The sequence below is a fragment of the Diaphorobacter limosus genome (genome assembly GCF_033100095.1).
Lineage (GTDB): Bacteria > Pseudomonadota > Gammaproteobacteria > Burkholderiales > Burkholderiaceae_C > Alicycliphilus > Alicycliphilus limosus.
In genome coordinates this window covers 3,520,214-3,545,456 of record NZ_CP136921.1, presented here as the reverse complement: position 1 = coordinate 3,545,456, position 25,243 = coordinate 3,520,214, and the positions used below count along the sequence as shown (strand labels likewise).

Sequence of the window (25,243 nt, the reverse complement as noted above, 5' to 3'; positions counted from 1 at the left end):
CGGGGATGGCTGTCAATCGCCGCATCAAAACGCAGAAACCATCACTTAATCCATCACAAAGTCGTCAAGGTATAAAAAATCCGAAGCCGATGCCGCCGTGTATTTCAATTTCCTGTCTTCGCCGTCCTTGCCTGAGCCACGCCAGACGCGATGAAGCGCGTTCGCCCCAGCGTTGCGTGCAAGTTTCGAAAGGCGATGAAGTGCCTTCGGAGAGTGCGTACCAAATCCTATTGGTACGCTCAGCACATCCATCGAAGGCACCTTCCATTGGTACATCGCCGCGCCGTACACACCAGGCAAAACCATCGTCTCGAATCGCTCGAACCTCGCAATCGACGGTCCGAGGTAAACTTTACTAAAGCCAGCATCCAAGAGAAGATTGCCTCTTTTGCGTATGCGTTCGACCGGTTCGTCTTGAAGCGCAGGGGCAATTCCCACAACGTCAACTGGCTCGCCCCATACATTGGCAATGGTAGCGCTCAGCCTCTCGATGAATCGGCGCACAAGCTCAGTACGCCCCCATAAGTCCGTTTCCGGAATCACCCAGAGCATTTCAAGCGGGTAGCTCGTATCGGCAGTGGCTGCCCTCTTGAAGTGGTCGGCTGCGGCGGAGAGGGCCTCAACCAAACGATCCTGGTTCTTCGGCATATAGAGGGCGCCGAGCAGAGCGCGACTCCGCTTATCGTCATAGACCTCACCGTCCGCTCCACCATGGACCTCTCGTATATAGCGCTGGAAGTCGAAGTCCAGAGGCTTACGCAAGACCAGCTTGTGCCCGGATTGAATGACAGAGCTCGCCGACTTCCCGTCGGCTCTGCTAACAGGCAGGTATCGCAACAAGAGCGCGTCCTCGAAGAAGTCCACGAACCCCTTGAAGTAGTCGCTGTGCGCCTTGAGGCTACCGATACGATCCGCCGTGAGTCGCCGAACCCGCGAACGCAGTTCGTCAGGAAGGAGATCAAGTTGCGTGTCAACATCGAACTCAACGTTCCCATCGAGATCCACCTCGAAGTGAACCGGGAGCGGGACATTGAAAGGCCGCCCGGACGTGATGCTATCCACCTTGTAGCAGGAGAAAGCCCGCCGCCATTCTTCGTCTTGCTGAAAACGCTCAATGTCGAGAAAGTGCTGATGGAAGGCTGCCTCCGCACGCTCGACGGTTTGACCATGCGCCTCGTCGTTCGATGCCCATTCGAGTTCGAGTGCGTTGTCCCAATACGTTCCAGATAGCGCCTTCGGGATGGGCGTGTACGAGAGAAGCTCGAAGACCGGCCTGCTCTGGCGTTCAACGATCCTAGTGAATCTCGGCAGGTCATCGCTAGAACCAACAAAGCGGCCCTCAGCATAGGATGTGAGGGAGTACCGGCCACCGGACTCTTCGACGAGGCCCTCGCTGCGCAGCAGGTCGATGAGGTCGATGGTCTGGCTGCTACTGAGACCGAAGTACTCCTGCATGGCATTGATTTCAAGCGGCCCAGTGAGATGCAGTAGCCGAACGGCGAAGTCCGTCATTACGGGAACCTGTCGTTCGATCGAGACATGGCAACGCACGTGAAACTGCTGCGCCGGAATGGCAACCGCAACGGTGTTGAAGCGCTCACGCATGGGCAACGCTCCGCTTTAAGTCTTGCGAAGGTACGAAAGCCGCGAGGTCGCTGGCAGCGAGTTTCCTAATTTCCTCTAGCACGCTGTGCATGGGTGACCTTGGATGCGACTGCCACATTGCCGATGAACTGACCACGATGAGTCGATCCCTGGCTCTTGACATTGCGACGTTGATACGCTCGGGGTCAGAGAGGAATCCGATTGTCCTTGAAGTGTCGTTGCGTACCACGGACAAGATGATGATTCGATTTTCCTTGCCTTGATAGCTATCAACCGTGCCCACGCTGTACAGGTCGCGGATGTCTGCAGCCCAGTCAGCCTGCTCCAGCTTACGTCGAACAAGGTCTCGCTGCGCGGCATACATGGCAATGATCCCGATTGGTGGGTGCGTATCTCCATCCAATTCACGAACACGCCGGAGGAAGTCGCCTGACTTGGCAATGCTCCTAACGATGTCAACGACTGCCACGGCTTCGGCTTCGTTCTCCAGTGCGCCTTCATGCGTTCCCGCACTGCGGTGGAAGGCGCTGCGCGCCTGATCGCTGGTGTCCACCCAAACGACCTGCTTAGCCAGATAGCCAGGCAGTTCATCGTACTCGGGGCCGGGCGCGTCTCTGCCGACCTCCAGAGCATTCTTGTAGAAGCAGTGCGATACGACTTGATTGATTGCAGAAGCCATGCGGTATTGACGCAAGAGCGTGCGGCCAACTGCCTTACCATAGTTCGACGAGAACGCCCTCTGAAAGTTGTTCATCCGGCGGAACTCCCCGCGCGAAATACCCAGCATCTGCGCAGCGTTCTCTTCCACCGCAACGGGATAAGTTGGTGGCAATTGCAGATGATCTCCAACCATGAGCACTCGCTTTCCAGCCTGCATCGCGACGACGAGTTCCATAGGAGACGCCCGTGCAGCCTCGTCCACGATGACCCAGTCATAGGCCAGATCCACAATGCCCAGCGCGTGCTTGCCAACCCCGACGCACGTACCGGCAACCACGCTGGCGCTACGTGTCAGGAAAGCAGTGAAATTCGAACGCGGATTACGTAGGACTTGGGAGAATTCGGTGGATAGCCTTGCAATCTGACCGAGCCGTAAGCACTTTGCAGGACTCGGCGAATCATGCAGAGTGGCCAAATCGGCCAACTCGGCTTCTAGGACGGCCCCCAGATCATCGGTCGATGCGAGTTCAATGCCGAATCGTGCCGAGGCAATCTCAACGAACACTTCGCGCAGGCGCTGTATGTGGGTCGAAGATGCCTCCGAACCATCCTCATTGTTGTTTTGCGCTCGCTCAATGTAGCAAATGCGCTCTAGCAGAGTCCCGAGGCTCGTGTGCATCTCGACTGCGGCTCGGACGTACTCTTGCGGCAGGCCCATCGCGTAGCCCACGGTGCGCACGCGCTGCTTCAACTCAGCGTCGAAGGCCTCGCGGTAGCGTTGTCGAAGCGCATCCTCTTGAATGTGCCTCAGCTGCGGTGAAACCATCGACGGCAACCCAATGCGGACCATCGTGTCGTTCATACCGCTTTTGATGCTTAGATCAACCACCTTCTCCATCGCGTTGTTGACGGCTTCGTGCGACTGGCTGACCAACAAAACGTTGCTGGCCAAGCCGCGCGAAAGAACGAGATTCACGAAGGACGCTATGAATTTCGTCTTGCCAGTGCCCGGTGGCCCCTGGAGCAGTGACACCGGACCGAACGAGATGGCAGTGCGCAGCGCCTCGGCCTGCTGGTCATTCAACTCGTACTTGGACAAATCTCCCAAGTCTGCGACCTCCGCTTGGTATGGCATCAATTCCGTGCCGGGATCAAAGTAATCAACGATCCGGGGAATGAGTGCGCCACCCGCCAGAACCCGGTTCATGGCGGCCACTCGGCGCTCCGATGCCGATCGCTCCAGTGCGCCGCGCAGAAACAGCGATATACCTTCCTTGGGACCAAAGCGAAGACTCGTCTGCTGAACACGAATGACATCCTTGCCAATGTCTGGCGCGACGATACCAACTGTGTACCAGCGATCGCCGCCGTCAATCGGGTCGTGGCCGCGTTCGAGCAGTTCGATGCGCTCGTCCTCGGAGAAGTCAAGAACACCGCCATCGAGGTCGAAGGGAATGAGCCAGCTGCCGCTTCCTTCTGGAACTTGCCGCGCACCAGCTCGAACAGTAATGGATGCTCCGTTCATGTCGTCGGTGCTGGCCAAAGCGCTCCAGAGTTCACCTGTAGTGATGCTCCTAGAGTCATCTGTACGCGTTGCACCTTGGGCATAGGGATCGATAGTCGGTCGGCGCCACCCGGCGTCTTGGACGCCACTTTCTGGCAGGCTGTCGATGTACAGCTCATACAAGTCTTCGCCCAACGCCGTGGCATCGGCTGTGTCGTGCCATGCGACGTGAATTTTCGCGCGCAATACAAAGCTACGACGCTTGTACGCGCTCACGAACTCCTGATGGCCAATCTCCTTCAATGTCGCATGCACAGCAATTTTTCTTGTCAAATCGAACTTGATGAATAGCTGCTGCCTTACACCTGTCACGATGAACCGTTGCTCGCCTGCATACTCATCGCGAACGACACCGATTGAGAACTCGCCGTTATTGCTGTCCAAGTCCAGAGGTGGAGAAACATCGCGGCCACGACGTCTAAGTAAGACCAAATACGTTGGTGCCGTATCGATCCGGGGTGATAGTTCGCCCTTCAGCGTCTCAGCCAAGAGTTCGACCGGAGGCAATGCGTCCCCAAGCTCGAACGCACGTTCGGCATCTCTACGGGTGTTCGGAAATTCGTCCGTGAGCAGATCGAGACCAATTTGCGTAACGGCATAGAGGTCGCGATGCTGCGGCGAGGCTGATTCCAAAACGGGTGGCACACTGCCGACTGTCAGCCCCTCGTCGCCGTCGGCGCTAAGGTCCGGCACGTCGAGCAGGACGGCGCGTTCGTCCTCACTTTCGCTAGCCATGGCAATGACAATGTTGTGGGCCTTCAAGTCCCCATGGCTCAAGCCCAACGCGTGCAATCGGCATACCGCGTTAAAGAGGGACAAGGCTACGACCGCGCGCCGACGTGCGCTGGGCTCTGTACCCAACCATGTTGCCAAGGTGCTGCCCTCTACCCAACGGGTGACCAAGATCAGGCCGAACTGCCCCATGCCAAAATCCAGGACATCCGGAGCGGCATCAAAACCAGATTGACGCAACGATCTCGCTTGTTGTAGGAATCCAAGGAGCCGCAAGTTACGGGCTCCGTACTTGGGGTCGTACTTCAGATTCGTCCAGCACTTCACCAAGACCTTGACCCCGTCGCGCTCGGACAAGTAAACCATCTTGCCGCCACCCGACGAGATTTGTTCCTTCATCGGCAAAGTGAACGGACTAGCCTCGGTGCGGTACGCATCGAAATCGGACTCGGATACTGTGGGACCGCTCTCGACCGCAAAGCAGTCATTTAGGGCATCCAACGCCTCGACGGCGGACCGGAACCGCGCCGATGGCTCCCAGTCCATGGCACGCTCGTACCATTGGGCGAGGGCTGGTAATTGAAGCGGCAGCTTGGCGTCGTAGAGCGGAACGCGATTGACCCGCTCTAACTCCTTGCGTTCCAGCATCTCGTACACCAGCACGCCGAGCAGGAAAACATCGCGGGCGAATGGATCTGTGGACGACTTCCGCTCATCAGCACCGTCGTCTTCAGGGAGGTCGATGGAGCCAGTCTCCAACTCGAACCGATGTACGCCGACAGTCAAGGTCCCGGGGGCGCGAGCGGCAGCGAATGTCGAAAGGATCACGCGAGCCGGTTCCATGACCCATAGAGTTTTTTTCGTGATGTCCCGGTGGGCGATGCCCAGCGTGTGTAGTTTTGCGAATCGGGCCAGGATGCTCAGTGCCAGCGCACGCCGCTCCTCAAGCGCCATGTTCGGTTGACGCGAGAGATGCTCCGCAAGCCGCTCAATGCTTCCGGGTAATCGGTATGCCTCGACGAAATTGGTGGTGACATCATCGATAGTGGCGGGCGCCACTGGCTCAAGCAAGTCCGCATGCAGTTCTGGCGCCTGCACGCGCAGCATTTCGTTCAAACGCAGTTCGCGCAGCCCGATGGTTTGTCGCTCCACGGACGTGGTGCCACCGCCAGCCAGTTCCTGGAAGTTCCACTTGCGAAGCAGTGCCTTGGAACCACGATTTTCTCGGTGCTCGGCACGGAATTCAGTCCAGATTTTCTTCGGGTGATCGTAGTCTGCGGTTGTGTCCGCCTGCTCGAAGCCGTGCAGAACCATGCGGCGCTCAAGAATACCCTCGCTCTGGTTGGAGAAGATTCGCTCGTACTTCTGGCGATCGGGCAATGGATCTTTCGACCGATATGGCTGTCCCACAGGGGTATCGGGGAATTTCGCCTTGTAGCGGACAGGGTCTGAGGCCGCGTGGCAGAAGTCGGCCAGCGTCATGACAAAGCGCCTCTCCTCATCCGGAAAACGCACGAGCCGACATTGCGGGTGGCACAGAACAACGACATTCTCGATGAAGGGCACCGTCAATGCGGAGTTCTTGTCCTTGATAAACCCCTTGAGAACGCGTGCCTTGTTGTCGTTGACTTCTACTGGCGACTTCTTTGGCGTTCCCTTGTGAATCCACTGTCCTGCCGAGTATTCGATGTCGCCGGCCCAGTTCTTCAACTCGACGACAAGAATGCGGTTGTAAGTAAGGATCAAGAGATCCACATCCAAAGGGAGCTTCGATCCTCTAGCGAGCAGCCTAAACGCTGCGAAACCCATCCAGTCGCGGGGGAGACTGCGCTCCAACTCGCGCAACGCGCCTTGCTCTACTTCGAGAACGCCTTGGGCGCTCAGATAGTGAATTCGCACTCTTCTTAACTCCCTTTCCAATCGTGCAACTATAGAAGAAACAACTACGCGAGATGAATTTGAATTCGCCTGTGGAGCGATTCAGGTGGAACTCTTTGCCCACCGACGCGTCGTCGCCCGCAATGTCTGCTGCGCCTTGGCATTCAGGGGCATGTTGCCCACGAGCGCCAAGGCGGCTTCCAGGTTCACATAGCCGTACTGCAGCAGCGCGATGCAGAACTCCCGATCCTTCTCCCGTGCGGCCGCCGCCTTGGACAGGAAGAGATCGACAACGTCCAGGCAGTACCCAATGCGATCCTGCGTATTGCGGTTCTGGATGCGATGCACGCGCTGCATCCAGCCCGCTGGCAGGCACGCCGTTTCCGGGCCAACACCTTGAGCGTAGTAGCCATAGGTTTCATGGAACTGCGAGCCATTCGCCAATGGAGCCGTCGATCCTGTCGGCCAGCTCCGGCGCCTGCAGGGGATAGATGTCCGCTTCCATGGACACCGTGAACACCTCCTCGGGCCGGGGCACCGCGCCCAGGATGGACTGGCTGCCGACAATGACGAATTCGTACTGGTCGGTGATGTCACCGCTGGCACGGATGATGTGCTCCAGCTCTTCGCGCGTCATGGTTGCTCCTCGGGCGCAGCGCCCAGCTCATCGCCGATCGCAATCCCCTTCTTGAGTTCGCCCACCTGTTGCAGGATGGCCTGACGGGTCTCGGCCGACAGGGTCGTGACCAGCGGTGATGCCTGGCGCAGTTGCTGCGCGCGGCGGGTGTGGGCCAACACCTTGCGCCAGGCGCCCGCCTTCAGGATGTCCTCCCACTCACGCCACAAGGCTGCAGAGCGAACATCTCCAGTAGCCAGCCAGCGCTGGAGCGTGTCCTTTGCCTGCTGCACCTGAGCAGGGTCGGCCTTGGCCAGCCGCACGGCTTCTTCATGCAGGGCCAGGCTTTGTAGGTCCTGCAGCTGGTGTCTGGTTGGATCGGCACGCACGCGCACTTGCACCACGGGCGCGGGATGCCGGGAACGTGCGGCGGCGGAGCGCGCAGGCGCCGGTTGCAAGACATCGCCCGCCAACAATGCCAGATCACCACCAACGCCCAGGATGGACATGACGCGCAGATAGGTGCCGATGGACGGCGCGGGATCACCCGACTCGACCGAGCGCAGGGTGTTGCGCGTCATGCCTGCGCGCGCCGCAAGCTCTACCGTGCCCAGGCGCTGGGTCTTGCGCAGGTGCTTGAGACGGTCGCCAAGCTGCAGAAGCAGTTGGCGTTCAAGGAGGACATGCGATTCATGAGAACTCATTTGATCATTAATTTAACCAATTTCCATTTTTTGGTCAAATTATTGATCATTTTTTTGATACGCTCCACGAACCTCTACAACAACCCTGCATCCCCATCCCACTGTCGGCAAGGTCGGCTTGGTTTGGCTGCGCCACCTGAACCGCTACAGGCTGTCCAGGAATCCACCCGCCACGGCCACGCAGTGGTCGAAGCTGGGTGTGTAATCCAGCGTAGCGATAGCGCCAAACGCAGCCTGCAGACTGGCATGCGGCTGCCGAATCTGAGTCAGGAAGGCACTCCGATGGCGCAACAAGAATGGCTTTGCCGCCAAAAGCTGCTGCGGCTCTCGCTCGATCACCAACGCCAAATCAAACAGGTCACGTGCAGTGGCACGGTCGCCACGGTGATACATCTTCTTGGCGATGATCTCGGCAGCTGTTTCCACTTTGACGGCACGTCCTCCAATTTCCCAGGTATCCCAGGCGTCATCCAGCAGATTGGGGGCGGATACGAAGTCCACCTCACCCTCTTCGAACTGGAGCTTGACGAACATGCCCGGCTGTTCCGTGTAGTCCTCGGTCATATCCGCCGCCGTATCGCTCAGCCGTGGGGTGACAAAACCCAGGTACTGCGGATCAGGCACAAAGATGTCGATGTCCTTGCTCAACCGGTGACGGTAGCGGAACATCAACACGGTTCCACCGCCCAAGGTCCAGAACGGGTCTGCCATGCCGCCGTACTTGCTGATCTCGTCGATCAAGGCCAACGCACGCGGAAACAGGCTTTCCCAAGCCCCGCTGGGCAACGAATCGGTTTTCATGCCCACAGCGCCCGGCGATGGACAGACAGCGCCTCTGCGAGTTTTGCGACGTTGCGCCAGACCTGCCGAGGCGGCAGATGCGCATGCGCCGCAGCCTCCTCTACCGCCATCACGACGGTGGGCACGGGGGCCTCATCCAGCAGATGGGTCAGGTGTGGGGCGAACGCAGGCGGCACGTCGCCGCTGGCCAGCACCTGCTCCAGCACCTCGGGAACCAGCTCATGCACGTAGCTGACACTGGCCGTCTTGGCCGCCATCCACAAGCCACGCTTTTTGCGCCGCGCCTGGATGTCCGGCTTGGCGCTATCGAGCCCCAGCACCGCCATCACCTGCCCAACACGGTTGACACCCAGATCACTCAATGTGCCTTTTTCCAGCCCGACCACGGTCTGGCGCGACAGGCCGCTCAGGTGTGCCAGTTGCGCCTGAGTCAGGCCCAGCTCGGCACGCCGGGCTCCTACGACATGGCCGATTTCGATCAGATTCATGGTTGGCGGAGAAATTGAAATGTCTAAAATATTTGACATACTAGACTGCGACACGCTTCCGGTCAATTCAATTCAACTTGCCCTGCCTCAGCACCCGCAGACTTTTCCACTGATACGCAAGCGCTACCAGCAAGAATTAAAGGAAGGCTATAGGAACACGCTATAGGTATAGAGAAGGGGTGATCTAACGAATCGACAAGGGGCGATCTAACGAACCCCACCCCAGAACACGATCAGGGGCGATGTATCGAACTCTCAAGGGGCGATATAACGAGGACAACCCGTTCAGAACACAGCCTTGTCCACAGTCGAGGCTGGCTCAGCTACCCCAGCTTCTTCGCCAGGTCTTCGGCACGGGGATGGTAGTAACGCTTGAGCATGCGCAAGTCCTTGTGACCGGTCACGGCGGACAACTCCAGAACGTTGCTCAGCTTTTCCGACAAGCGCGATGCAGCTTCGTGGCGGGTGTCATGGAAATGGACATCCTCCAGAAAGCCACGAACAGGGCGTTTACTGGCTGCTCGGCAGTCTTCCTTGTACTGCTGCTGGGCACGTTCCAGGGCGCGCTTGAATCCTTTGCGCAAAGCCATGGCCGTCGTCTGAAACACCGGCCCTTCATGGGCGTCGTTTGCACCAGCCAAGACCTGCAGTTCCTGCAGGATGGACACTGCCTTGCGCGACAGGGGCACCATACGTGAGTCGCCATTCTTGGTGTCGGGCAGAAACGCGGTCTGCCGAGCCAGATTCACACACTCCCATCGCAACGACAACAACTCTCCTCGGCGCATGGCGGTCTCCACCGCCAATTCCACCAGAGGTTGCAGCCATGGGTTACGAGCCCCCTTGCTGAACGTGCCATCGGCCAGGCGTTCACCACCCGTCAAGGCCGCGAGCAGGTACACCATCTCTTCGTCCGAAAAGCGCCTGTCCCTGGCTTTGGCCTTCTCCGGTCGGCGTACCAGGGGCACGGGGTTTTCGATATGGATGCCCCACTCACGCCGCGCGTGGTTGATTGCAGCCGACAGAACATCGATCTCGCGGTTGACCGTAGCCCCGCTGACCTGCTTGAGGCGGCGGTCACGCCAGGCGGCAACAATCGAACTGTTCAAGGCCGAAATCTTGATCTGCGTAAGGGCGGCATCCCTGAGCAAGAGCTTGATCTTGGTGGACTCCATCACTGCCGATTTTTTCTGCGGCGTGACTTCCTGCGCGTACCGCAAAAGGATGTCGGCCAAGGTACTGCGCTCGGCCTCCCGGCGGTCGATAAAACCGGTCGTCTCCAGCTCGCGCTCCATCGCGCGAACCCAGCGTTCGGCGTCCTCCTTGTAGGAGAAGGTTCGTGACTGCGCAGGGAAACCACGGCGCCTGACCTTGGCCTGCCACTGCAGCTCTCCGCGTTTTGTAATAGTGCCCACCGGCCCGTGTCCCCGAAGTGTCCCAAATAATGGGTTTCATCGTACAACACATTGATTTTATTGGCAATAAATAGGCGTTCGGGACGTAGAGGCCGGAGGTTCGAATCCTCTCACCCCGACCAGAAATACCTTGTAAATCAAGCACTTAGAACAGCTGCCACGACGCGGCTGTTTTGTTTTCTGGCGGTTCTGTGCCAATTCTGTGCCAAACGGCAGAGATTCAAGGGCGCCGCAACCGATTGCGTATAAGCGCTCTGCCTACAGGAGTCTCCTCATTCAACGGAGATATCCATGGCACACATCGCCAACCGCAGCCGCTTTCGCGTCACCGTCAAGAACAAGCCCGACCTGACCCAGCACTTCAGCTTCAGCAAGGTGGCCGCAGTCGAGGCCTACATGAAGGAGCTGCGCGCCCAGGGCTACAAACCTCGCGCCGAGCAGCTCGACGAAAGCTGGCTGGTCCGCATCCGCGAGCGGGGGCACAAACCGCTCGAAGCCACTTTCGAGTCAGAAGCAGCGGCCACCCAGTTCATCGAGAAGACCAGCGAAGAGCGCAAGCGCGGCCTGTTCATCGACTACACAGCCGCCCTGAAGGTCACTTTCGCGGACATCCTGGTGCGCTATCTGCTCGAAGAAACCAGCCGCAAGAAAAGCGGCGAGGTGCTGGCCTACGTTCTGGAGGGCTGGCTCGAGGACAGCGGGCCCCGAGGTATCGAATTGCTCGCCCAATACCGTGAAGAGCTTCGGGCGCGGGGGCGCAAGGTGCGCCAGCCCAAATTCAAGATGCGCCAACCCAGCACGGAACTCGCCTGGATTCACAAGCGCCTGGCAGAGGTCACCACGGTCGACATCGAGGGCTTCATCGACGAGCGCCTCGAGGTCGTCGCAAAGGGAACGGTTGACCCGGAAATCGACCGACTCAAGGCCATCTTCAAGGTGGCACTGAAAGTCTGGGACTACAACCTCGCCAAGAACCCGATGGACGCCGTGCGGCGCCCGGACTTCTTCAACGAGCGCGACCGCCGGATTTCTGCCGACGAAGAGCGTCGGCTGCTGGAAGCGCTCGCCCAACTGGACCTGGAGCGCGCCGTCCAGCCCGTTCTGCGCGAACTTGCCGACCAGGAAATGTCGAACATGCAGTTCACCAGCCTGAGCGCCCGCAAGAAGGTATTGGTGGAGGTTCGAAATCGCCTGCGGGCGCAGGCCGAGGAAGAGGCTCATGTCGAGCCCTATCTGCAAGCTTTTTACCTCTTCCAGGTCATGACAGGAGCGCGCCGCGGCGAGACCGTGAATCTGACTTGGGACCGCATCGACTTTGAAGCCAAGACGGCCTACCTTCCTGAAACCAAGAACGGGCGTGCACGCAAGCTCGCACTGCGCCAGGACAGATGCTCTCGCAGTGCCCAACGCCTGATGACACTCAATGTCGCCACGTCAATCACTCCTGTACTCCTGCCACTAAAAGCAGCAGGTTAGGGTTCTTACGTGGGTCAGATTTGGATGGAAATTACCCGTGAAGGTGGGTCAGTTCTGGGTGGAAATCAACACATCAAACCCATCTACACCGCGGTGAGCGCCGAGGCGGCCGAGGCCGAGTTGGATGCGTTTGCGGCCGGCCCTGGGGGCAGCGGTTCCCGACCGTGGTCAGCGCCTGGCGCCGGGCCTGGGACAAGGTCATCCCGTTCTTCGCCTTCCCGCCCGAGGTGCGGCGCGTGATCTACACCACCAACGCCATCGAGAGCGTGAACGCACGGCTGCGCAAGATCATCAAAACGCGCGGCCACTTCCCCAGCGACGAGGCGGCCACCAAGCTGATCTGGCTGGCGCTGCGCAACATCACCGCGGACTGGGGGCGGGCGGCCAACCACTGGAAATCAGCGATGAACCAATTTGCGATCCTCTACGAGGACCGATTTACCAGATCGGTGTTGGCGCCGATTCAAAATTGAGCCACCGTGCCGCTTGAATTTTGAGCCAGGGCTGCAAGCCAGCCTGAGAGGGCCGGCTGTGGATAAGTGTAGTGCCTGATCCCGGTTCGTAATCTCCTTGAAGGACTGTTGTCATCGGTATTGAAGAAGGCAAGCCGCGCCAGCGGCTTGCCTTCTGGCCTTCAAAACGGCTGCCCCTTGTGTGCCTGTTCACGTGCCTTGATGCGTTTCTTGGCCACGGCCGTGCTGTGCAGGAAGCGGTGCGACTCGTTGCCCGTCTCCACGATGTGGCAATGGTGCGTGAGCCGATCCAGCAGCGCCGTGGTCATCTTGGCGTCGCCAAACACGCTGGACCACTCCTTGAAGTCCAGGTTGGTCGTGATCATCACGCTGGTGTGCTCGTAGAGCTTGGAGAGCAGATGGAACAACAAGGCACCTCCAGCCTGGCTGAAGGGCAGATAACCCAGTTCATCGAGGATGACCAGATCCATGCGCTGCAAGCTCGCTGCGATGCGCCCCGCCTTGCCCTGGGCCTTCTCCTGCTCCAGCGCGTTGACCAGATCCACTGTGGAGTAAAACCGCACCCGTGAGCCATGGCGCGTGATGCCCGCCACGCCGATGGCCGTGGCCAGGTGCGTCTTGCCCGTGCCGGGGCCACCTACCAGCACCACGTTGTGCGCCTGCTCGGTGAACGCCATGCCTGCGAGCTGTTCGATCAGCTTTCTGCCCACCGGCGAGCACTCGAAGTCAAAGCCCGCCAGGTCGCGGTGCACAGGGAACTTGGCCGTGTGCATCTGGTAGCTGATCGAGCGCATGGCACCGTCCGCCGCCTCGGCCTGCAGCAGGTGCTCCAGCAACCAGCGCGAGCTCTCCAATGTCGCATGACCGCCTTGCTTGACCAGATCCTCCCAGGCCCCCGCCATGCCATACAGGCGCAGCTCTTTGAGCTCTTTGTCCAACTCACGCATGATCGGCCTCCTGCACGACAATGTCTGTGCGCAGGCTGTCGTAGCGTGCCGTGTCGGCCAGGGGGGCCTGGCTCACCTGCAGGATGGTCGCAACTGTCTCGGGCAGGGGCTGTGCCTGCAAGCGTGCCAGCACGTTGATGACGTGTTCGCAGCTCACCCGCCCTGAGGGTGGGGCGCTCTGCAGCGCCAGCTCCACCGCCACCAGTACCGCGTCCAGCCCTTGCTTGGGCACTTCGGCCAGCACCTGCGCCATGACCTTGTCGCCGCCGTCCTGATGCAGCAGGGCGCGGCGCATGCGTTGCAAGGGGTCGGGCAGATCGGCAAACGGAGCGCCGTTGCGCAGCGCCCCTGGCTTGCGCTCGATCAGTGGCACGTAGTGCTGCCAGTCGTAGCGTCTCTGGTTGCGCTCGCTCAGGCGCTCGTGCGTGGCCACCACGGTATCGCCGGCCACCACCACGATCTGCGCCGGGTACAGGTGCGTGCTGACCATCTGCCCTGCCCATTCACAGGGCACCGAGTAGCGGTTGCGCGCCACTGTCACCAGGCAGGTGCTGCTGACCCGCACCGGGTGCTCGACGTAGCCGTCAAACGCCGCAGGCATGGGCATGAGGTGCTCTTGCTCGAGTTCGAGCATCTCAGCGATGCTGAATTCTTTGTGCTGCGGGTGGCGCAACTCCTGCCACAGGGCCCGGCAGCGCTCGCCCAGCCAGGCGTTGAGTTCGGCAAAGCTGCCAAAGCGCCGCTGCCCGGCCTCCAGCCAGATGCGCCTGCGACTGTCCTGCACGTCCTTCTCCACGCGCCCCTTCTCCCAGCCGCTGGCGCGGTTGCAAAAGTCCGCATCGAACAGGTAGTGCGCGCACATGGCGGCAAAGCGGGCGTTGACCACGCGGCCCTTGCCCTTCTTGACCTTGTCAACGGCCGTCTTCATATTGTCGTAAATGCCCCGGCGCGCCACGCCGCCCAGGGCCTCAAAGCTGCGTGTGTGGGCATCGAACAGCATCTCGTGGCCCTGGCTGGGGTAGGCCACCAGCCAGAACGCGCCGCTGGCGCACAGCAACATGTGCGAGACCTGCAGCCGGTAGTACACCCCACCGATCACCAGCCCGTCTTCGCTCCAGTCGAACTGGAAGGCCTCGCCCAGCTCGAACGTCAGGGGCACGAAAGCCTTGGCTGCATCGCCCTGGCCTTTGCCTTGGCGCCACTTGCGGATGAAGTCCGTCACCCGTGTGTACCCACCCTCGTATCCGGCCGCCTTGATCTGCGCAAACAGCGCCTTGGCCGTGCGCCGCTCCTTCTTGGGCCGCCTGGCATCGGCCTTCAACGCTTGTGTGAGTTCGGCCTCATAGGCCGACAGCTTCGTGGTCTTGACCGCCTCCCGGCGGTACTTGGGCTCGAGCGACTCAACCTCATCGAGCCACTTGGCCACCGTGTTCCTCGATAGCCCCGTCTCCCTCGATATCTGCCTCTTCGTCTTCTTGTCCCGGCGGTGCATCCGCCTGATCTTGCCAATCATGTCCATGGTGATCACCTTCTTCATTCCCCTGCTCAAAAATGCAGCAGGGTAGGTAAAACACCTGGCTCAAATTTGCGTCGGCATCACCGCAAAAAGTGGCTCAGTTTTCGGTCGGCGTCAACACAGATCGGGCCAGTAAGATCACCAAGCCGCCTAACGAATGAAAGGGACTTCCCCGTCCCAAGCGCAGCGCGTATTTGCGCAGAACGGCATCAAAGTGCCACGATGGGAAGTGCAATCTCTCATCAACACGCTTGTTTCATTGGAAGGGGAAGTCCATGACCATCGTAACCGTAGGAATCGACCTGGCAAAGAACGTCTTTGCCGTACACGGCGTGGATGCGGCAGGCAAGCCAGCCCTCGTGCGCCCGAGCGTAGCGCGCAGCAACCTGCTGGAACTCATCGCCACCTTGCCCCCGTGCCTGATCGGCATGGAGGCATGCTCCGGCGCCCACCACTGGGCCCGGGAATTCGAGAAGCTCGGCCACACCGTGCGGCTGATGGCCCCCAAGTTCGTCGCCCCCTACCGCCTCTCGGGCAAACGCGGCAAGAACGACGCGGCCGATGCCGCAGCGATCTGCGAAGCCGTCACCCGCCCCCAGATGCGTTTCGTGCCCCACAAGAGCATCGAGCAGCAAGGCCAGCTCATGGTGCACCGCACCCGCCAGGGATTCGTGGAACAACGCACCGCCACGCTCAACCGCATTCGGGGTCTGCTCTCGGAGTTGGGGCTGGTGCTGCCCCTCAAAGCCGCCACCGTGCGCCGTGAAGCGCTGGCACGCCTCGAAGAGCTGCCCGGCTGGGCCAACACCGTCATCGGCGATCTCTTGAGTGAAGTCACCCGGCTTGATGAACGCATCACCGAGTACGACCGCCACATCGCCCTCATGGCCCGCCACAGCACCCAGGCGCAGCAGTTGATGCAACTCGGCGGTATTGGCCAGACCACCGCCATGGCACTCATCAGCACCGTGGGCAATGGCCACGACTTCGCCTGCGGGCGCAGCTTCAGCGCCTGGCTGGGCCTGGTGCCCGGGCAATACAGCTCGGGCGGCAAGCAGAGATTGGGACGCATCACCAAAGCCGGAGACGCCTACCTGCGCAGCCTGCTGGTGATGGGAGCCAGAGCGGTGCTTGCCGCTGCCATGAACACCCGCACGCCCAAGCAAGACCCCATCAGCCGCTGGGCCCGCAGCCTGGCCGAGCGCCGGGGCTACTGGCGCGCCGTGGTGGCCATTGCCGCCAAGAACGCCCGCATGTGCTGGGCCGTGCTGCAGCGCGGGGAGGCCTTCAAGATGCCCGCGTGAGCTGGGCCGGCTACGCAACAGACACCAGAACAAGCTGACAGATCAGAAATCCGCCGCGTGAAGGCAGTCGTTGATGTGCAAAAGGCAAGGACCTGCGCCGGGGAATGCTCGGTTAACTCAAGGGGCCCCATGGGAGCCATCCCAAAGCCCGACTAACGAATGGAGCCCCCGGCGCGCGTCTTTCATCAGGGTTTGCTGCCAACCAGAAGGCAGCGTAATGACCGTTTGTAGTCACGCCGTCCGCACCGTTTGCCAAGAAGCATCGACGCGCTGCATGCACAAGGCTGGGAGCTGATCTGAAATTGACGAAAACCATGCCTGGGTTGATCGCTGTGCGATCAACCCAGGGAGAGGTATTGCTTGCAAAGGTGGGGAAGCCCTTGTAGATTGAGTGACGGATTCAACAGCCTCACACACAGAAATCCTGACACTCCCGGGAAAGCTTTCAGAGCCCAGACACGACACGGCGTCCGGGCTTTACTCCCTTCTTGAACCACGCCTGGTTGTGGACCGTCTGGACAAGGTCAACGCCTTGCTGACTCGACCGTCGTAGTCCACAGCGATAGCCTTGGGCGGTCACGCCCAGCCTGAACGCGCTGTGGTGCGACCGATGCACGGCCACGCCGTGGCTTACCGGCTGGGGAGGACCCAGTTCTCCACCTCGAGTGCAGGCACGCGCTCGAATTCCGACATGTTGTTCGTCACCAGCACCAGGCCCTCGCTGCGTGCGTGGCCTGCGATGTGCAGGTCATTCACGCCGATGGGCTGGCCGAGTTTTTCCAGGGCGGCACGGATGGCGCCGTAGTGCTGGGCGGCCTTGGCGCCGTAGGGCAGAACCTCCAGGCGGCTGCAAAAGTCTTCGATGACGGACAGGTTCTCGCTCACGCGGCTGCTTTTCTCCGCGCAGTGCAAGAGTTCGGCCAGGGTGATGGAGGAGATGGCCATGCGGCTGGCGTTGGCGTTGAAGGTGGCCAGGACCTCGATGGGGCGCCGCTTCAACACGTAGATGACGATATTGGTGTCCAGCAGGTAACGTAGCATCAGAGCGTTTCCCGCTCGGGCTGGTGCTGGCTGGCGCGCTCAGGCAGGAAGTCGTCGCTGACGGCGGGGCCGCCCAGGAAGAAACTGTCCCAGGTCTGGCCGACAGGGGCGATGATGCGCTCGTTGCCCCTGGCGCGGATTTCAACCTTGTGGACACCCTCGGGCAGGCGCACGTCCAACGGGAGGCGGACGGCCTGGGTGCGGTTGTTGACGAAGACGGTGCCGATGGACATGCCTTTCACCCCATGAAGATGTATATCGCAATTGTATATAGCATCGCAGACGCAGTCAATTCAGCTCTTTCCATAGGGTTCAGTTCGCGCCGCATCGGTACGCGTCACGAACAAAGCCAAGGATAAACAGCGGGACTAAGCACCCGCTCTGTGTCGCTTTCGCAATGATTGCGTGCGCCGACCGAGAACTTCAGGTCCCAAGCGCGGATGCAGAAAGGCGTCGGATGGCGCTAAAGCGGCGGCTTTAAGCTGCTTCAGGGCACCAACACCCGTCGAAATCAATGTCCTATACAACAGACAAATTCACAACTATTGTCTAAATTATCGGACAAACATATCCGGACAAGCCTATACGTCCGATACTATTGACAAAAATCCCAGAAGACGAAAGTATCGGACAGCATGACCAGGACCTTCCAGCGCCCCTTTCCGGCTGCCGAGCGGCAGATGACAGCGCTCGGCAGCCGCCTGCGCTTGGCTCGCCTGCGCCGGAAGATTTCGACGGTGCAGATGGCCGAACGCATGGGTGTCTCGCGCGACACCCTGCACCGCCTCGAGAAAGGCGATGCCGCCATCGCGTTGGGCACTTACCTGCGTGCGCTGCGCGTGCTGGGACTGGACCGGGACCTGGACTTCGTGGCCCGTGACGACGAACTGGGCCGCAAGCTGCAAGACTTGGCACTCGAGCCTGCGTCGGCGAGGGGTTCACGCCCTACCCGTCGGCGCAACCAGCCGTCCCCTTCCACGCCGGAGCCCGACCATGGCAACAAGTAGGCCCCGCGCGCGCGAGTCCTACCAGGTGCACCTGGACGCCCAGGAGCTCGGCGGCCTTGTGCGGGTCGGTACCCTCTGGCGGCACGACGCCAGGGCCGACGTGCCTGCCGCGTTCGAATACGACCCCGCATGGCTGCAAAGCGGCATGGCCTTCATGCTCGACCCCCGGCTGGAGCTGTACCGGGGCGAACAGCACCCGGCGCACCCGGCGTCGGCATTCGGCGTGTTCATGGACTCGGCCCCAGACCGCTGGGGGCGGGTGCTGATGGAGCGGCGCGAGGCCATCGCCGCCCTGCGGGAGGACCGCAAGCCCAGGCGCCTGCGAGAGATGGACTTCCTGCTCGGCGTGCACGACCTCACCCGGATGGGTGCACTGCGCCTGCGCGCAACGGACGATGGGCCATTCCTCGACCACAGCGCACTCGGCGCCCCGCCTGTCACTGACCTGGAGGAACTCGCGCGAGCCAGCCGGGCCATTGAGAATGCCGACGCCGAGAAGCTGCCCGAGTACGAGCGATGGCTCGCCATGCTCATCGCCCCCGGCTCATCGCTGGGTGGCGCCCGTCCCAAGGCCAACTTCATGGAAGAAGACGGCAGCCTCTGGCTGGCCAAATTCCCGGCCCGGGATGACCGCTATGACGTGGGCGCATGGGAATTGGTCGCACGCAACCTCGCCCAGCGTGCGGGCATCTGGATGCCCGAAGCACGGGGGCTGCGGCTGACCGACCGGCACCTGACCTACTGTGCCAAGCGCTTCGACCGGGAGGGGCAGAGCCGACGCATGTTCTCCTCGGCGATGACACTTCTGGAGTACACCGACGGTGAAGACGGTGCGAGCTACCTCGACCTGGCCGAATTCCTCAGCGACCAGGGCGCACAAAGCCACATCGAGGCCGACCTCGACCAGCTGTTTCGGCGCGTGCTCTTCAATATCCGCATCGGCAACCGCGACGACCACCTGCGCAACCACGGCTTCATCCGCACGCCGACCGGCTGGCACCTGGCGCCGGCCTACGACGTCAACCCCAACCCGCACAAGGACGCGCACGGCATCACGGTCGATGGCCAGACCGATGAGCCGGACATTCACGCGGCGATGGCCTGTGCCGACCTCTACCGGGTCAGTGGACGTCGCGCTCAGGAACTGCTCAGGGAGGTCGATGCAGCCGTCGCGGGTTGGCGCGACGAGGCCGCCACCCTCGGACTGGGGCGCTCCGAGGTGGCCGTGATGGAGCGCGTCATCGGTGCATGATGCGCCCCCTGCCACCGGCGTCCAGGCGCCAGGCCGGAGCATATAAACCGGTCGCTACATGTAGCACACGCACTACGGTTTCTGGAGCAGCGCTGCTCCAAATCTGCTCCAGATGACCGGAGCGCAACGGCACGAAACAACCCGAAACGGCGCGCAAAAATGCGCTAAGATGTTGATTCTTCGTACCAACGAGGCCCAAAAAGGCGTCCAGGCGAAATTCGGGACGTAGAGGCCGGAGGTTCGAATCCTCTCACCCCGACCAGTTCATTGGTCAATCTTTTACAAAGCCCCATCAACACGGGGCTTTGTCGTTTCTGCCACCTACGTAGACTTGTTGCACAGTCACTGGGCCACATACCACCCACAACACCGGACGTCGTTCTGCTGTTCACGCAACGCTACCCCTGGTAATTCTGTACATAGTTCAGGGTATCGGCGATGATAGGTGCGTTTCGTTTTCTCCCATAAGAATCCGCTGGTTACATGGCTACCGTCGATAGTCCTCAGAAAGCCGCTCAACCCGTTGCCTTGCCAGGCTTGGCACGGGCGTTGATGTCTGTAGACAAGCTGAATCAGAAAACCGCGGAAGAGATTTACAAGAAGTCTGTTTCCGGGCGCTCCAGCTTCATCGCCGAGTTGATCGGTGCCAATGTCATCACATCCACTGACCTGGCCCATACCCTGTCGTCCATCTTTGGCGCGCCGCTGCTCGATGTCCAGGCTCTGGATCGCGAGCGCCTGCCGCATGATTTGCTGGATCTGAAGCTGTGCCAGGCTTACCGCGTGGTCGTCCTGAGCAAGCGCAACAACCGTCTGATCGTGGCGACGGCAGATCCGACGAATCAGGAAGCAGCGGAGAAAATCAAATTCACCACCCAAATGGGTGTTGACTGGATCATTGCTGAATACGACAAGCTGATTCAGCTCGTGGATGCGGCAGCCAAGAGCAGCAACGAAGCTTTGGACAGCATCGTCAGCAGCGGCGACTTTGAATTCGGCGATATCTCCGTAGAGGAAGCCACGGAAGACAACAACGAGGCCGCACCCAACGAGGTCGAAGACGCTCCGGTGGTGCGCTTTCTGCACAAGATGCTGCTTGATGCGTTCAACATGCGCGCATCCGATCTGCATTTCGAGCCCTACGAACACAGCTACCGCGTGCGCTTTCGCATCGACGGCGAGCTCAGGGAAATCGCATCCCCCCCGATTGCCATCAAGGAGAAGCTGGCATCGCGCATCAAGGTGATATCACGCCTCGACATTTCAGAAAAGCGCGTGCCCCAGGATGGGCGCATGAAGCTCAAGGTCGGTCCGGACCGGGTCATCGATTTTCGCGTAAGTACGCTGCCCACCCTGTTTGGCGAAAAAATCGTGATCCGTATCCTGGATCCGAGCAGTGCCAAGCTGGGTATCGACGCACTCGGCTATGAACCGGAGGAGAAAGAGCGCCTGCTGCAGGCCATCAACCGGCCTTACGGAATGATTCTGGTGACCGGCCCCACGGGTTCGGGCAAGACCGTCTCGCTCTACACCTGCCTGAATCTGCTCAACAAGCCGGGGGTGAACATCGCCACGGCCGAAGACCCGTCGGAAATCAACCTCCCGGGCGTGAACCAGGTCAACGTCAATGAAAAGGCCGGCCTGACATTCGCCGTCGCCCTGAAGTCGTTTCTGCGCCAGGATCCAGACATCATCATGGTGGGTGAAATCCGCGACCTGGAGACGGCGGACATTTCCATCAAGGCCGCGCAGACAGGCCACCTGGTGCTGTCCACGCTGCACACCAACGATGCGCCAACCACGCTCACGCGGATGCGCAACATGGGGATTGCACCCTTCAATATCGCATCCAGCGTGATTCTGATCACGGCCCAGCGACTGGCGCGCAGGCTGTGCCCACAGTGCAAGGAACCAGCCGACATACCGCACGAGACGCTGGTAGAGGCCGGTTATCGCGACGAAGAGATCGATGGTTCCTGGGTCACCTATCGGCCCGTGGGCTGCTCGGCCTGCAACAACGGCTACAAGGGCCGTGTCGGCATCTACCAGGTGATGCCGATATCAGAAGAGATCCAGCGCATCATCCTGCGCGACGGCAGCGCGCTGGACATTGCCGAGCAGGCACGCCGCGAAGGCGTGCGCAGCCTGCGCGAAGCGGGCTTGCACAAGGCCAGGATAGGCCTGACCTCACTGGAAGAGGTCCTGGCCGTGACCAACGAATAAACATACCGGGGGGAATGCACCATGGCGACCGCTGCATCGCGAGGCATCAAGGACTTCGTCTTTGAGTGGGAAGGCAAGGACCGTACCGGCAAGATCGTGCGCGGCGAGGTTCGCGCCGCGGGCGAAAACCAGGTGCAGGCAACCCTGCGCCGCCAGGGCGTCCTGCCCACCAAGATCAAGAAGCGCCGGATGAGCTCGGGCAAGAAGATCAAGCCCAAGGACATCGCCCTGTTCACGCGCCAGATGGCCACCATGATGAAGGCCGGCGTACCCCTGCTGCAAGCGTTTGACATCGTGGGCCGAGGCAACACCAACCCCAGCGTGACCAAGCTGCTCAACGACATCCGTGCGGACGTGGAAACCGGGACCTCGCTGAACTCCGCGTTTCGTAAATACCCCATGTATTTCGACAGCCTGTACTGCAACCTGGTAGAGGCGGGTGAGGCGGCCGGTATCCTGGAGGCGCTGCTCGACCGCCTGGCGCTCTACATGGAAAAGACCGAGGCCATCAAGTCCAAGATCCGCTCGGCGCTGATGTATCCGATCTCGGTGATCGTGGTCGCCTTCGTGGTGGTGACCATCATCATGATCTTCGTGATTCCGGCGTTCAAGGAGGTCTTTACATCGTTTGGCGCGGATCTCCCCGCGCCGACGCTGTTCGTGATGGCCATCAGCGAGTTTTTTGTCGCCTATTGGTGGCTGATCTTTGGCGTGATTGGCGGCGGCTTCTACTTCTTCATGCAGGCCTGGAAGCGCAGCGAGAAAATGCAACAGGTGATGGATCGCTTCTTGCTGAAGATGCCCATCTTTGGTGCGCTGATCGACAAATCCTGCGTGGCGCGCTGGACGCGCACCCTGTCCACCATGTTCGCCGCCGGCGTGCCGCTGGTGGAGGCGCTGGATTCTGTGGGTGGCGCCTCGGGCAACTCGGTATACGCCATGGCCACCGACAGGATCCAGCAGGAGGTCTCCACCGGCACCAGCCTCACCGCCGCCATGGGCAATGCCAATGTCTTCCCCTCCATGGTGCTGCAGATGTGCGCCATTGGCGAAGAATCGGGCTCCATCGACCATATGCTGAGCAAGGCGGCCGACTTCTACGAGGCCGAGGTCGATGAAATGGTGGCAGGCCTGTCCAGCCTGATGGAGCCCATTATCATCGTCTTCCTGGGCACCATCATCGGTGGCATCGTGGTCTCCATGTACCTGCCCATCTTCAAGCTGGGGCAAGTGGTCTGATGACGGGCTCGGTGCTTGCGGACGCCGCGCTGTTCGGCGTCCTGGGGCTGTTGATCGGCAGCTTTCTGAACGTGGTGATCCACCGGCTGCCGCGCATGATGGAGCGGCAATGGGCCGCCGAATGCGCGCAATACGCCCAGGACACAGGCCTGGCGGCCGGCGGGCAGGCCGCAGCGCCAGCCGAGCCCTTCAACCTGATGCAGCCACGCTCGCGCTGCCCATCCTGCGGGCATGAGGTGCGCTGGTACGAGAACATTCCGGTGCTCAGCTACATCGGGCTGCGCGGACGCTGCTCTGGTTGCGGCACGCGCATCAGCGCACGTTACCCGCTGGTGGAACTGGCCACAGCAGGCTTGTTCTGCGCCTGCGCCATGCGCTGGGGCTGGTCTTTCACGACCCTGGCCTGGTGCGGGTTTTCCGCCGCTCTGGTGGCGCTGACGCTGATCGACTGGGACACCACGCTGCTGCCCGACGACATCACCCTGCCCCTGCTGTGGGCCGGCCTGCTGGCCGCCGTGGCGGGCTGGACGGCGGTGCCACTCGCTGACGCGGTCGTGGGCGCAGCGGCCGGCTATCTGTCCCTGTGGCTCGTCTACTGGGGCTTCAAGCTCGCTACGGGCAAGGAGGGCATGGGCTATGGCGACTTCAAGCTGTTTGCCGCGCTGGGTGCCTGGTTTGGCTGGCAGGCCCTGGTGCCCATCATCCTCATAGCGTCGGTGATAGGCGCCATTGTCGGCATAGCCATGAAGCTCGCCAGCAACCTGCGCGAGGGCAAATATGTGCCGTTCGGTCCCTTTCTTGCGGGCGGCGGCCTGGCTGCCATGCTCTGGGGGCCGGGGCACATCATGCAGACCATCTTTTCCACCCTGGGGCTGTAGATGACGACCACGCCCGCCCGCCCCATCTGCCCACGGCCACTACGGCTGGGGGTGACCGGCGGCATAGGCAGTGGCAAGAGCACCTTTGCCGCCATGCTGCGGGACTGCGGGGCGGCGCTGATCGATGCCGATGCCATCGCCCGCGCCGTGACGGAGGCCGGTGGGCCGGCCATTGCGGACATACGGGACACATTCGGCGCCGACTACATCGACGCCCAGGGTGCTCTGGACAGAGTACGCATGCGCGCCCTGGTGTTTGCCGATGCGGGTGCCAAGGAGCGGCTGGAGGCCATCGTCCATCCCCTGGTGGGCAATGCCATCGCCCAGGCCGCCGCGGTGGCCGCGCAAGCCGGTCAACGGCTCATCGTGTTCGACATCCCGCTGCTCACCGAGTCGCCGCGCTGGGCGCGCCAGCTCGATGCCGTGCTGGTGGTGGACTGCCGCGAGGAGAGCCAGGTAGCCCGGGTGCAGGCCCGCAACGGGCTCACCGAGGATGCCATCCGCGCCATCATGGCCACGCAGAGCAGCCGCGCCGTGCGGCGCGCGGCCGCCGATTTCGTGGTCTACAACGATGCCCTGACACTGTCAGATTTGCAAACAAAGGCGCGCCAGGTCGCGGCCGGCTTCGGGCTATGATGCAGGCGCACCCAGGAAGCCCGCAGCGTGATCCTTTACGAATACCCTTTCAACGAACGCCTGAGAACCTACCTGCGCCTTGAGCAGCTGTTTCGCCGCCTTGGCGAACTCATTGCGCGCACGCACCCGCTGGATCACCACTATGCCCTGGTGACCATCTTCGAGGTCATGGACGTGGCGGCACGTGCCGACCTGAAGGCCGATGTGCTCAAGGACCTGGAAAAACACAAACACCAGTTCGACGGCTATCGCGGCAACCCCTCGATCTCCGAGGCTGCGCTCGACGGCGTAATCGCCCAGCTCGACCAATGCTTTGCCGCGCTGAACGCGCAAACCGGCAAGGCTGGCCAGTCGCTGACCGAGAACGACTGGCTCATGAGCATTCGCAGCCGTGTCGGCATTCCCGGCGGCACCTGCGGTTTTGACCTGCCGGCCTACTACGCCTGGCAACACCACGCGCCCGAGCAGCGCCAGAACGACCTGCACCACTGGGCCGCCACGCTGGCCCCGCTGGCCGAATCGGTATACCTGCTGCTGCGCCTGATGCGCGACTCGGGCCTGCCGCAGAAGGTGGCTGCAGAGCGCGGCCAGTTCCAGCAAAACCTGCCCCCGGGCCGCACCTTCCAGCTGCTGCGGCTGCGCATAGACCCGGCCCTGCAACTGGTGCCCGAAATCAGCGGCAACCGTCTCATCGTCTCGGTACGCCTGATGCGCCAGGAGGAAGGCGGCAAGCTGGTGTGCAGCAACGAGGATGCTGCCTTCGAGCTGACGCTGTGCGCCTGAGCACG

The 25,243-nt window shown here is 61.1% G+C and carries 20 protein-coding genes and 3 pseudogenes; 10 read left to right on the top strand and 13 right to left on the bottom strand.

Annotated elements, in window-relative coordinates; all coding sequences use genetic code 11:
* Window positions 1-45: 45 nt before the first annotated feature.
* The 8 genes from P4826_RS17000 to P4826_RS16965 form a co-directional block, all read right to left on the bottom strand.
* On the bottom strand, window positions 46-1,605 hold the full coding sequence (locus P4826_RS17000) for a hypothetical protein (protein ID WP_317701539.1): 1,560 nt from the start codon (window positions 1,603-1,605) through the stop codon (window positions 46-48).
* Complete coding sequence (locus tag P4826_RS16995) at window positions 1,598-6,460, bottom strand: AAA domain-containing protein (protein ID WP_317701538.1); 4,863 nt, start codon at window positions 6,458-6,460, stop codon at window positions 1,598-1,600. Before P4826_RS16995 ends, P4826_RS17000 begins: the two co-directional genes overlap by 8 nt.
* An 81-nt stretch (window positions 6,461-6,541) precedes the next feature.
* Window positions 6,542-6,787, bottom strand: coding sequence for a hypothetical protein (locus P4826_RS16990; RefSeq protein WP_317701537.1), 246 nt, complete (start codon window positions 6,785-6,787; stop codon window positions 6,542-6,544).
* A 70-nt stretch (window positions 6,788-6,857) separates the two neighbouring features.
* Complete coding sequence (locus tag P4826_RS16985) at window positions 6,858-7,076, bottom strand: hypothetical protein (protein ID WP_317701536.1); 219 nt, start codon at window positions 7,074-7,076, stop codon at window positions 6,858-6,860.
* Window positions 7,073-7,759: a helix-turn-helix transcriptional regulator gene (locus P4826_RS16980; RefSeq protein ID WP_317701535.1), complete on the bottom strand. Its 687-nt coding sequence runs from the start codon at window positions 7,757-7,759 to the stop codon at window positions 7,073-7,075. The genes P4826_RS16985 and P4826_RS16980 overlap by 4 nt, the downstream gene beginning before the upstream one ends.
* A 144-nt stretch (window positions 7,760-7,903) precedes the next feature.
* On the bottom strand, window positions 7,904-8,560 hold the full coding sequence (locus P4826_RS16975) for a nucleotidyl transferase AbiEii/AbiGii toxin family protein (protein ID WP_317701534.1): 657 nt from the start codon (window positions 8,558-8,560) through the stop codon (window positions 7,904-7,906).
* Complete coding sequence (locus tag P4826_RS16970) at window positions 8,557-9,048, bottom strand: helix-turn-helix domain-containing protein (RefSeq protein WP_317701533.1); 492 nt, start codon at window positions 9,046-9,048, stop codon at window positions 8,557-8,559. The genes P4826_RS16975 and P4826_RS16970 overlap by 4 nt, the downstream gene beginning before the upstream one ends.
* Before the next feature lie 323 nt (window positions 9,049-9,371).
* On the bottom strand, window positions 9,372-10,463 hold the full coding sequence (locus P4826_RS16965; protein WP_317701532.1) for a site-specific integrase: 1,092 nt from the start codon (window positions 10,461-10,463) through the stop codon (window positions 9,372-9,374).
* Window positions 10,464-10,754: 291 nt separating this feature from the next.
* On the opposite strand from P4826_RS16965, the pseudogene P4826_RS16960 reads away from it, so the two are divergent.
* A pseudogene (locus P4826_RS16960) lies at window positions 10,755-11,798 on the top strand (site-specific integrase); the annotation flags it as partial.
* Between the two features lie 26 nt (window positions 11,799-11,824).
* On the opposite strand, the pseudogene P4826_RS19740 reads toward P4826_RS16960, so the two are convergent.
* Window positions 11,825-11,905: pseudogene (locus P4826_RS19740) on the bottom strand (XRE family transcriptional regulator); the annotation flags it as partial.
* A 106-nt stretch (window positions 11,906-12,011) separates the two neighbouring features.
* On the opposite strand from P4826_RS19740, the pseudogene P4826_RS16955 reads away from it, so the two are divergent.
* A pseudogene (locus P4826_RS16955) lies at window positions 12,012-12,412 on the top strand (transposase); the annotation flags it as partial.
* A gap of 161 nt (window positions 12,413-12,573) precedes the next feature.
* Here P4826_RS16955 and istB read toward each other — a convergent pair.
* Together istB and istA are read right to left on the bottom strand one after the other, a co-directional pair.
* Entirely contained in the window at window positions 12,574-13,359 is a 786-nt protein-coding gene (gene istB, locus P4826_RS16950; protein ID WP_317701530.1) for an IS21-like element helper ATPase IstB, read from the bottom strand.
* On the bottom strand, window positions 13,352-14,878 hold the full coding sequence (gene istA / locus P4826_RS16945; RefSeq protein WP_317703784.1) for an IS21 family transposase: 1,527 nt from the start codon (window positions 14,876-14,878) through the stop codon (window positions 13,352-13,354). The genes istB and istA overlap by 8 nt, the downstream gene beginning before the upstream one ends.
* Before the next feature lie 272 nt (window positions 14,879-15,150).
* Between istA and P4826_RS16940 the strand changes: the two genes are divergently transcribed.
* Window positions 15,151-16,179: an IS110-like element ISPa29 family transposase gene (locus tag P4826_RS16940; RefSeq protein ID WP_317701529.1), complete on the top strand. Its 1,029-nt coding sequence runs from the start codon at window positions 15,151-15,153 to the stop codon at window positions 16,177-16,179.
* A gap of 630 nt (window positions 16,180-16,809) precedes the next feature.
* On the opposite strand, the gene vapC is transcribed toward P4826_RS16940, so the two are convergent.
* On the bottom strand, window positions 16,810-17,220 hold the full coding sequence (gene vapC / locus P4826_RS16935) for a type II toxin-antitoxin system tRNA(fMet)-specific endonuclease VapC (protein ID WP_317701528.1): 411 nt from the start codon (window positions 17,218-17,220) through the stop codon (window positions 16,810-16,812).
* A complete protein-coding gene (gene vapB, locus P4826_RS16930) occupies window positions 17,220-17,453 on the bottom strand; it encodes a type II toxin-antitoxin system VapB family antitoxin (RefSeq protein ID WP_317701527.1) in 234 nt (77 codons plus the stop codon). The genes vapC and vapB overlap by 1 nt, the downstream gene beginning before the upstream one ends.
* Before the next feature lie 402 nt (window positions 17,454-17,855).
* On the opposite strand from vapB, the gene P4826_RS16925 reads away from it, so the two are divergent.
* From P4826_RS16925 to zapD, 7 genes are all read left to right on the top strand, one after another.
* A complete protein-coding gene (locus tag P4826_RS16925; RefSeq protein WP_317701526.1) occupies window positions 17,856-18,227 on the top strand; it encodes a helix-turn-helix domain-containing protein in 372 nt (123 codons plus the stop codon).
* Entirely contained in the window at window positions 18,214-19,479 is a 1,266-nt protein-coding gene (locus tag P4826_RS16920; RefSeq protein ID WP_317701525.1) for a type II toxin-antitoxin system HipA family toxin, read from the top strand. Before P4826_RS16925 ends, P4826_RS16920 begins: the two co-directional genes overlap by 14 nt.
* 483 nt (window positions 19,480-19,962) lie before the next feature.
* Entirely contained in the window at window positions 19,963-21,702 is a 1,740-nt protein-coding gene (gene pilB / locus P4826_RS16915; protein WP_317701524.1) for a type IV-A pilus assembly ATPase PilB, read from the top strand.
* Window positions 21,703-21,723: 21 nt separating this feature from the next.
* Window positions 21,724-22,941 (top strand): type II secretion system F family protein, encoded by a 1,218-nt coding sequence (locus tag P4826_RS16910; protein WP_317701523.1) that lies wholly within the window; start codon window positions 21,724-21,726, stop codon window positions 22,939-22,941.
* A complete protein-coding gene (locus P4826_RS16905) occupies window positions 22,941-23,819 on the top strand; it encodes a prepilin peptidase (RefSeq protein WP_317701522.1) in 879 nt (292 codons plus the stop codon). Before P4826_RS16910 ends, P4826_RS16905 begins: the two co-directional genes overlap by 1 nt.
* Window positions 23,820-24,455 carry a dephospho-CoA kinase gene (gene coaE, locus P4826_RS16900; RefSeq protein WP_317701521.1) on the top strand — a complete coding sequence of 212 codons (636 nt, stop codon included), beginning with the start codon at window positions 23,820-23,822 and terminating at the stop codon, window positions 24,453-24,455.
* 27 nt (window positions 24,456-24,482) lie between these two features.
* Complete coding sequence (zapD, locus tag P4826_RS16895; protein ID WP_317701520.1) at window positions 24,483-25,238, top strand: cell division protein ZapD; 756 nt, start codon at window positions 24,483-24,485, stop codon at window positions 25,236-25,238.
* The last annotated feature ends 5 nt before the right edge of the window (window positions 25,239-25,243 follow it).

What these genes read in the sequence shown, in the direction of transcription:
- P4826_RS17000 (WP_317701539.1), bottom strand. Translation starts at nt 1,605, where the DNA reads ATGCGTGAGCGCTTCAACACCGTTGCGGTTGCCATTCCGGCGCAGCAG.
- P4826_RS16985 (WP_317701536.1), bottom strand. Translation starts at nt 7,076, where the DNA reads ATGACGCGCGAAGAGCTGGAGCACATCATCCGTGCCAGCGGTGACATC.
- P4826_RS16980 (WP_317701535.1), bottom strand. Translation starts at nt 7,759, where the DNA reads ATGAGTTCTCATGAATCGCATGTCCTCCTTGAACGCCAACTGCTTCTG.
- P4826_RS16975 (WP_317701534.1), bottom strand. Translation starts at nt 8,560, where the DNA reads ATGAAAACCGATTCGTTGCCCAGCGGGGCTTGGGAAAGCCTGTTTCCG.
- P4826_RS16970 (WP_317701533.1), bottom strand. Translation starts at nt 9,048, where the DNA reads ATGAATCTGATCGAAATCGGCCATGTCGTAGGAGCCCGGCGTGCCGAG.
- istB (WP_317701530.1), bottom strand. Translation starts at nt 13,359, where the DNA reads ATGCGTGAGTTGGACAAAGAGCTCAAAGAGCTGCGCCTGTATGGCATG.
- istA (WP_317703784.1), bottom strand. Translation starts at nt 14,878, where the DNA reads ATGGACATGATTGGCAAGATCAGGCGGATGCACCGCCGGGACAAGAAG.
- P4826_RS16940 (WP_317701529.1), top strand. Translation starts at nt 15,151, where the DNA reads ATGACCATCGTAACCGTAGGAATCGACCTGGCAAAGAACGTCTTTGCC.
- vapC (WP_317701528.1), bottom strand. Translation starts at nt 17,220, where the DNA reads ATGCTACGTTACCTGCTGGACACCAATATCGTCATCTACGTGTTGAAG.
- vapB (WP_317701527.1), bottom strand. Translation starts at nt 17,453, where the DNA reads ATGTCCATCGGCACCGTCTTCGTCAACAACCGCACCCAGGCCGTCCGC.
- P4826_RS16925 (WP_317701526.1), top strand. Translation starts at nt 17,856, where the DNA reads ATGACCAGGACCTTCCAGCGCCCCTTTCCGGCTGCCGAGCGGCAGATG.
- P4826_RS16920 (WP_317701525.1), top strand. Translation starts at nt 18,214, where the DNA reads ATGGCAACAAGTAGGCCCCGCGCGCGCGAGTCCTACCAGGTGCACCTG.
- pilB (WP_317701524.1), top strand. Translation starts at nt 19,963, where the DNA reads ATGGCTACCGTCGATAGTCCTCAGAAAGCCGCTCAACCCGTTGCCTTG.
- P4826_RS16910 (WP_317701523.1), top strand. Translation starts at nt 21,724, where the DNA reads ATGGCGACCGCTGCATCGCGAGGCATCAAGGACTTCGTCTTTGAGTGG.
- P4826_RS16905 (WP_317701522.1), top strand. Translation starts at nt 22,941, where the DNA reads ATGACGGGCTCGGTGCTTGCGGACGCCGCGCTGTTCGGCGTCCTGGGG.
- coaE (WP_317701521.1), top strand. Translation starts at nt 23,820, where the DNA reads ATGACGACCACGCCCGCCCGCCCCATCTGCCCACGGCCACTACGGCTG.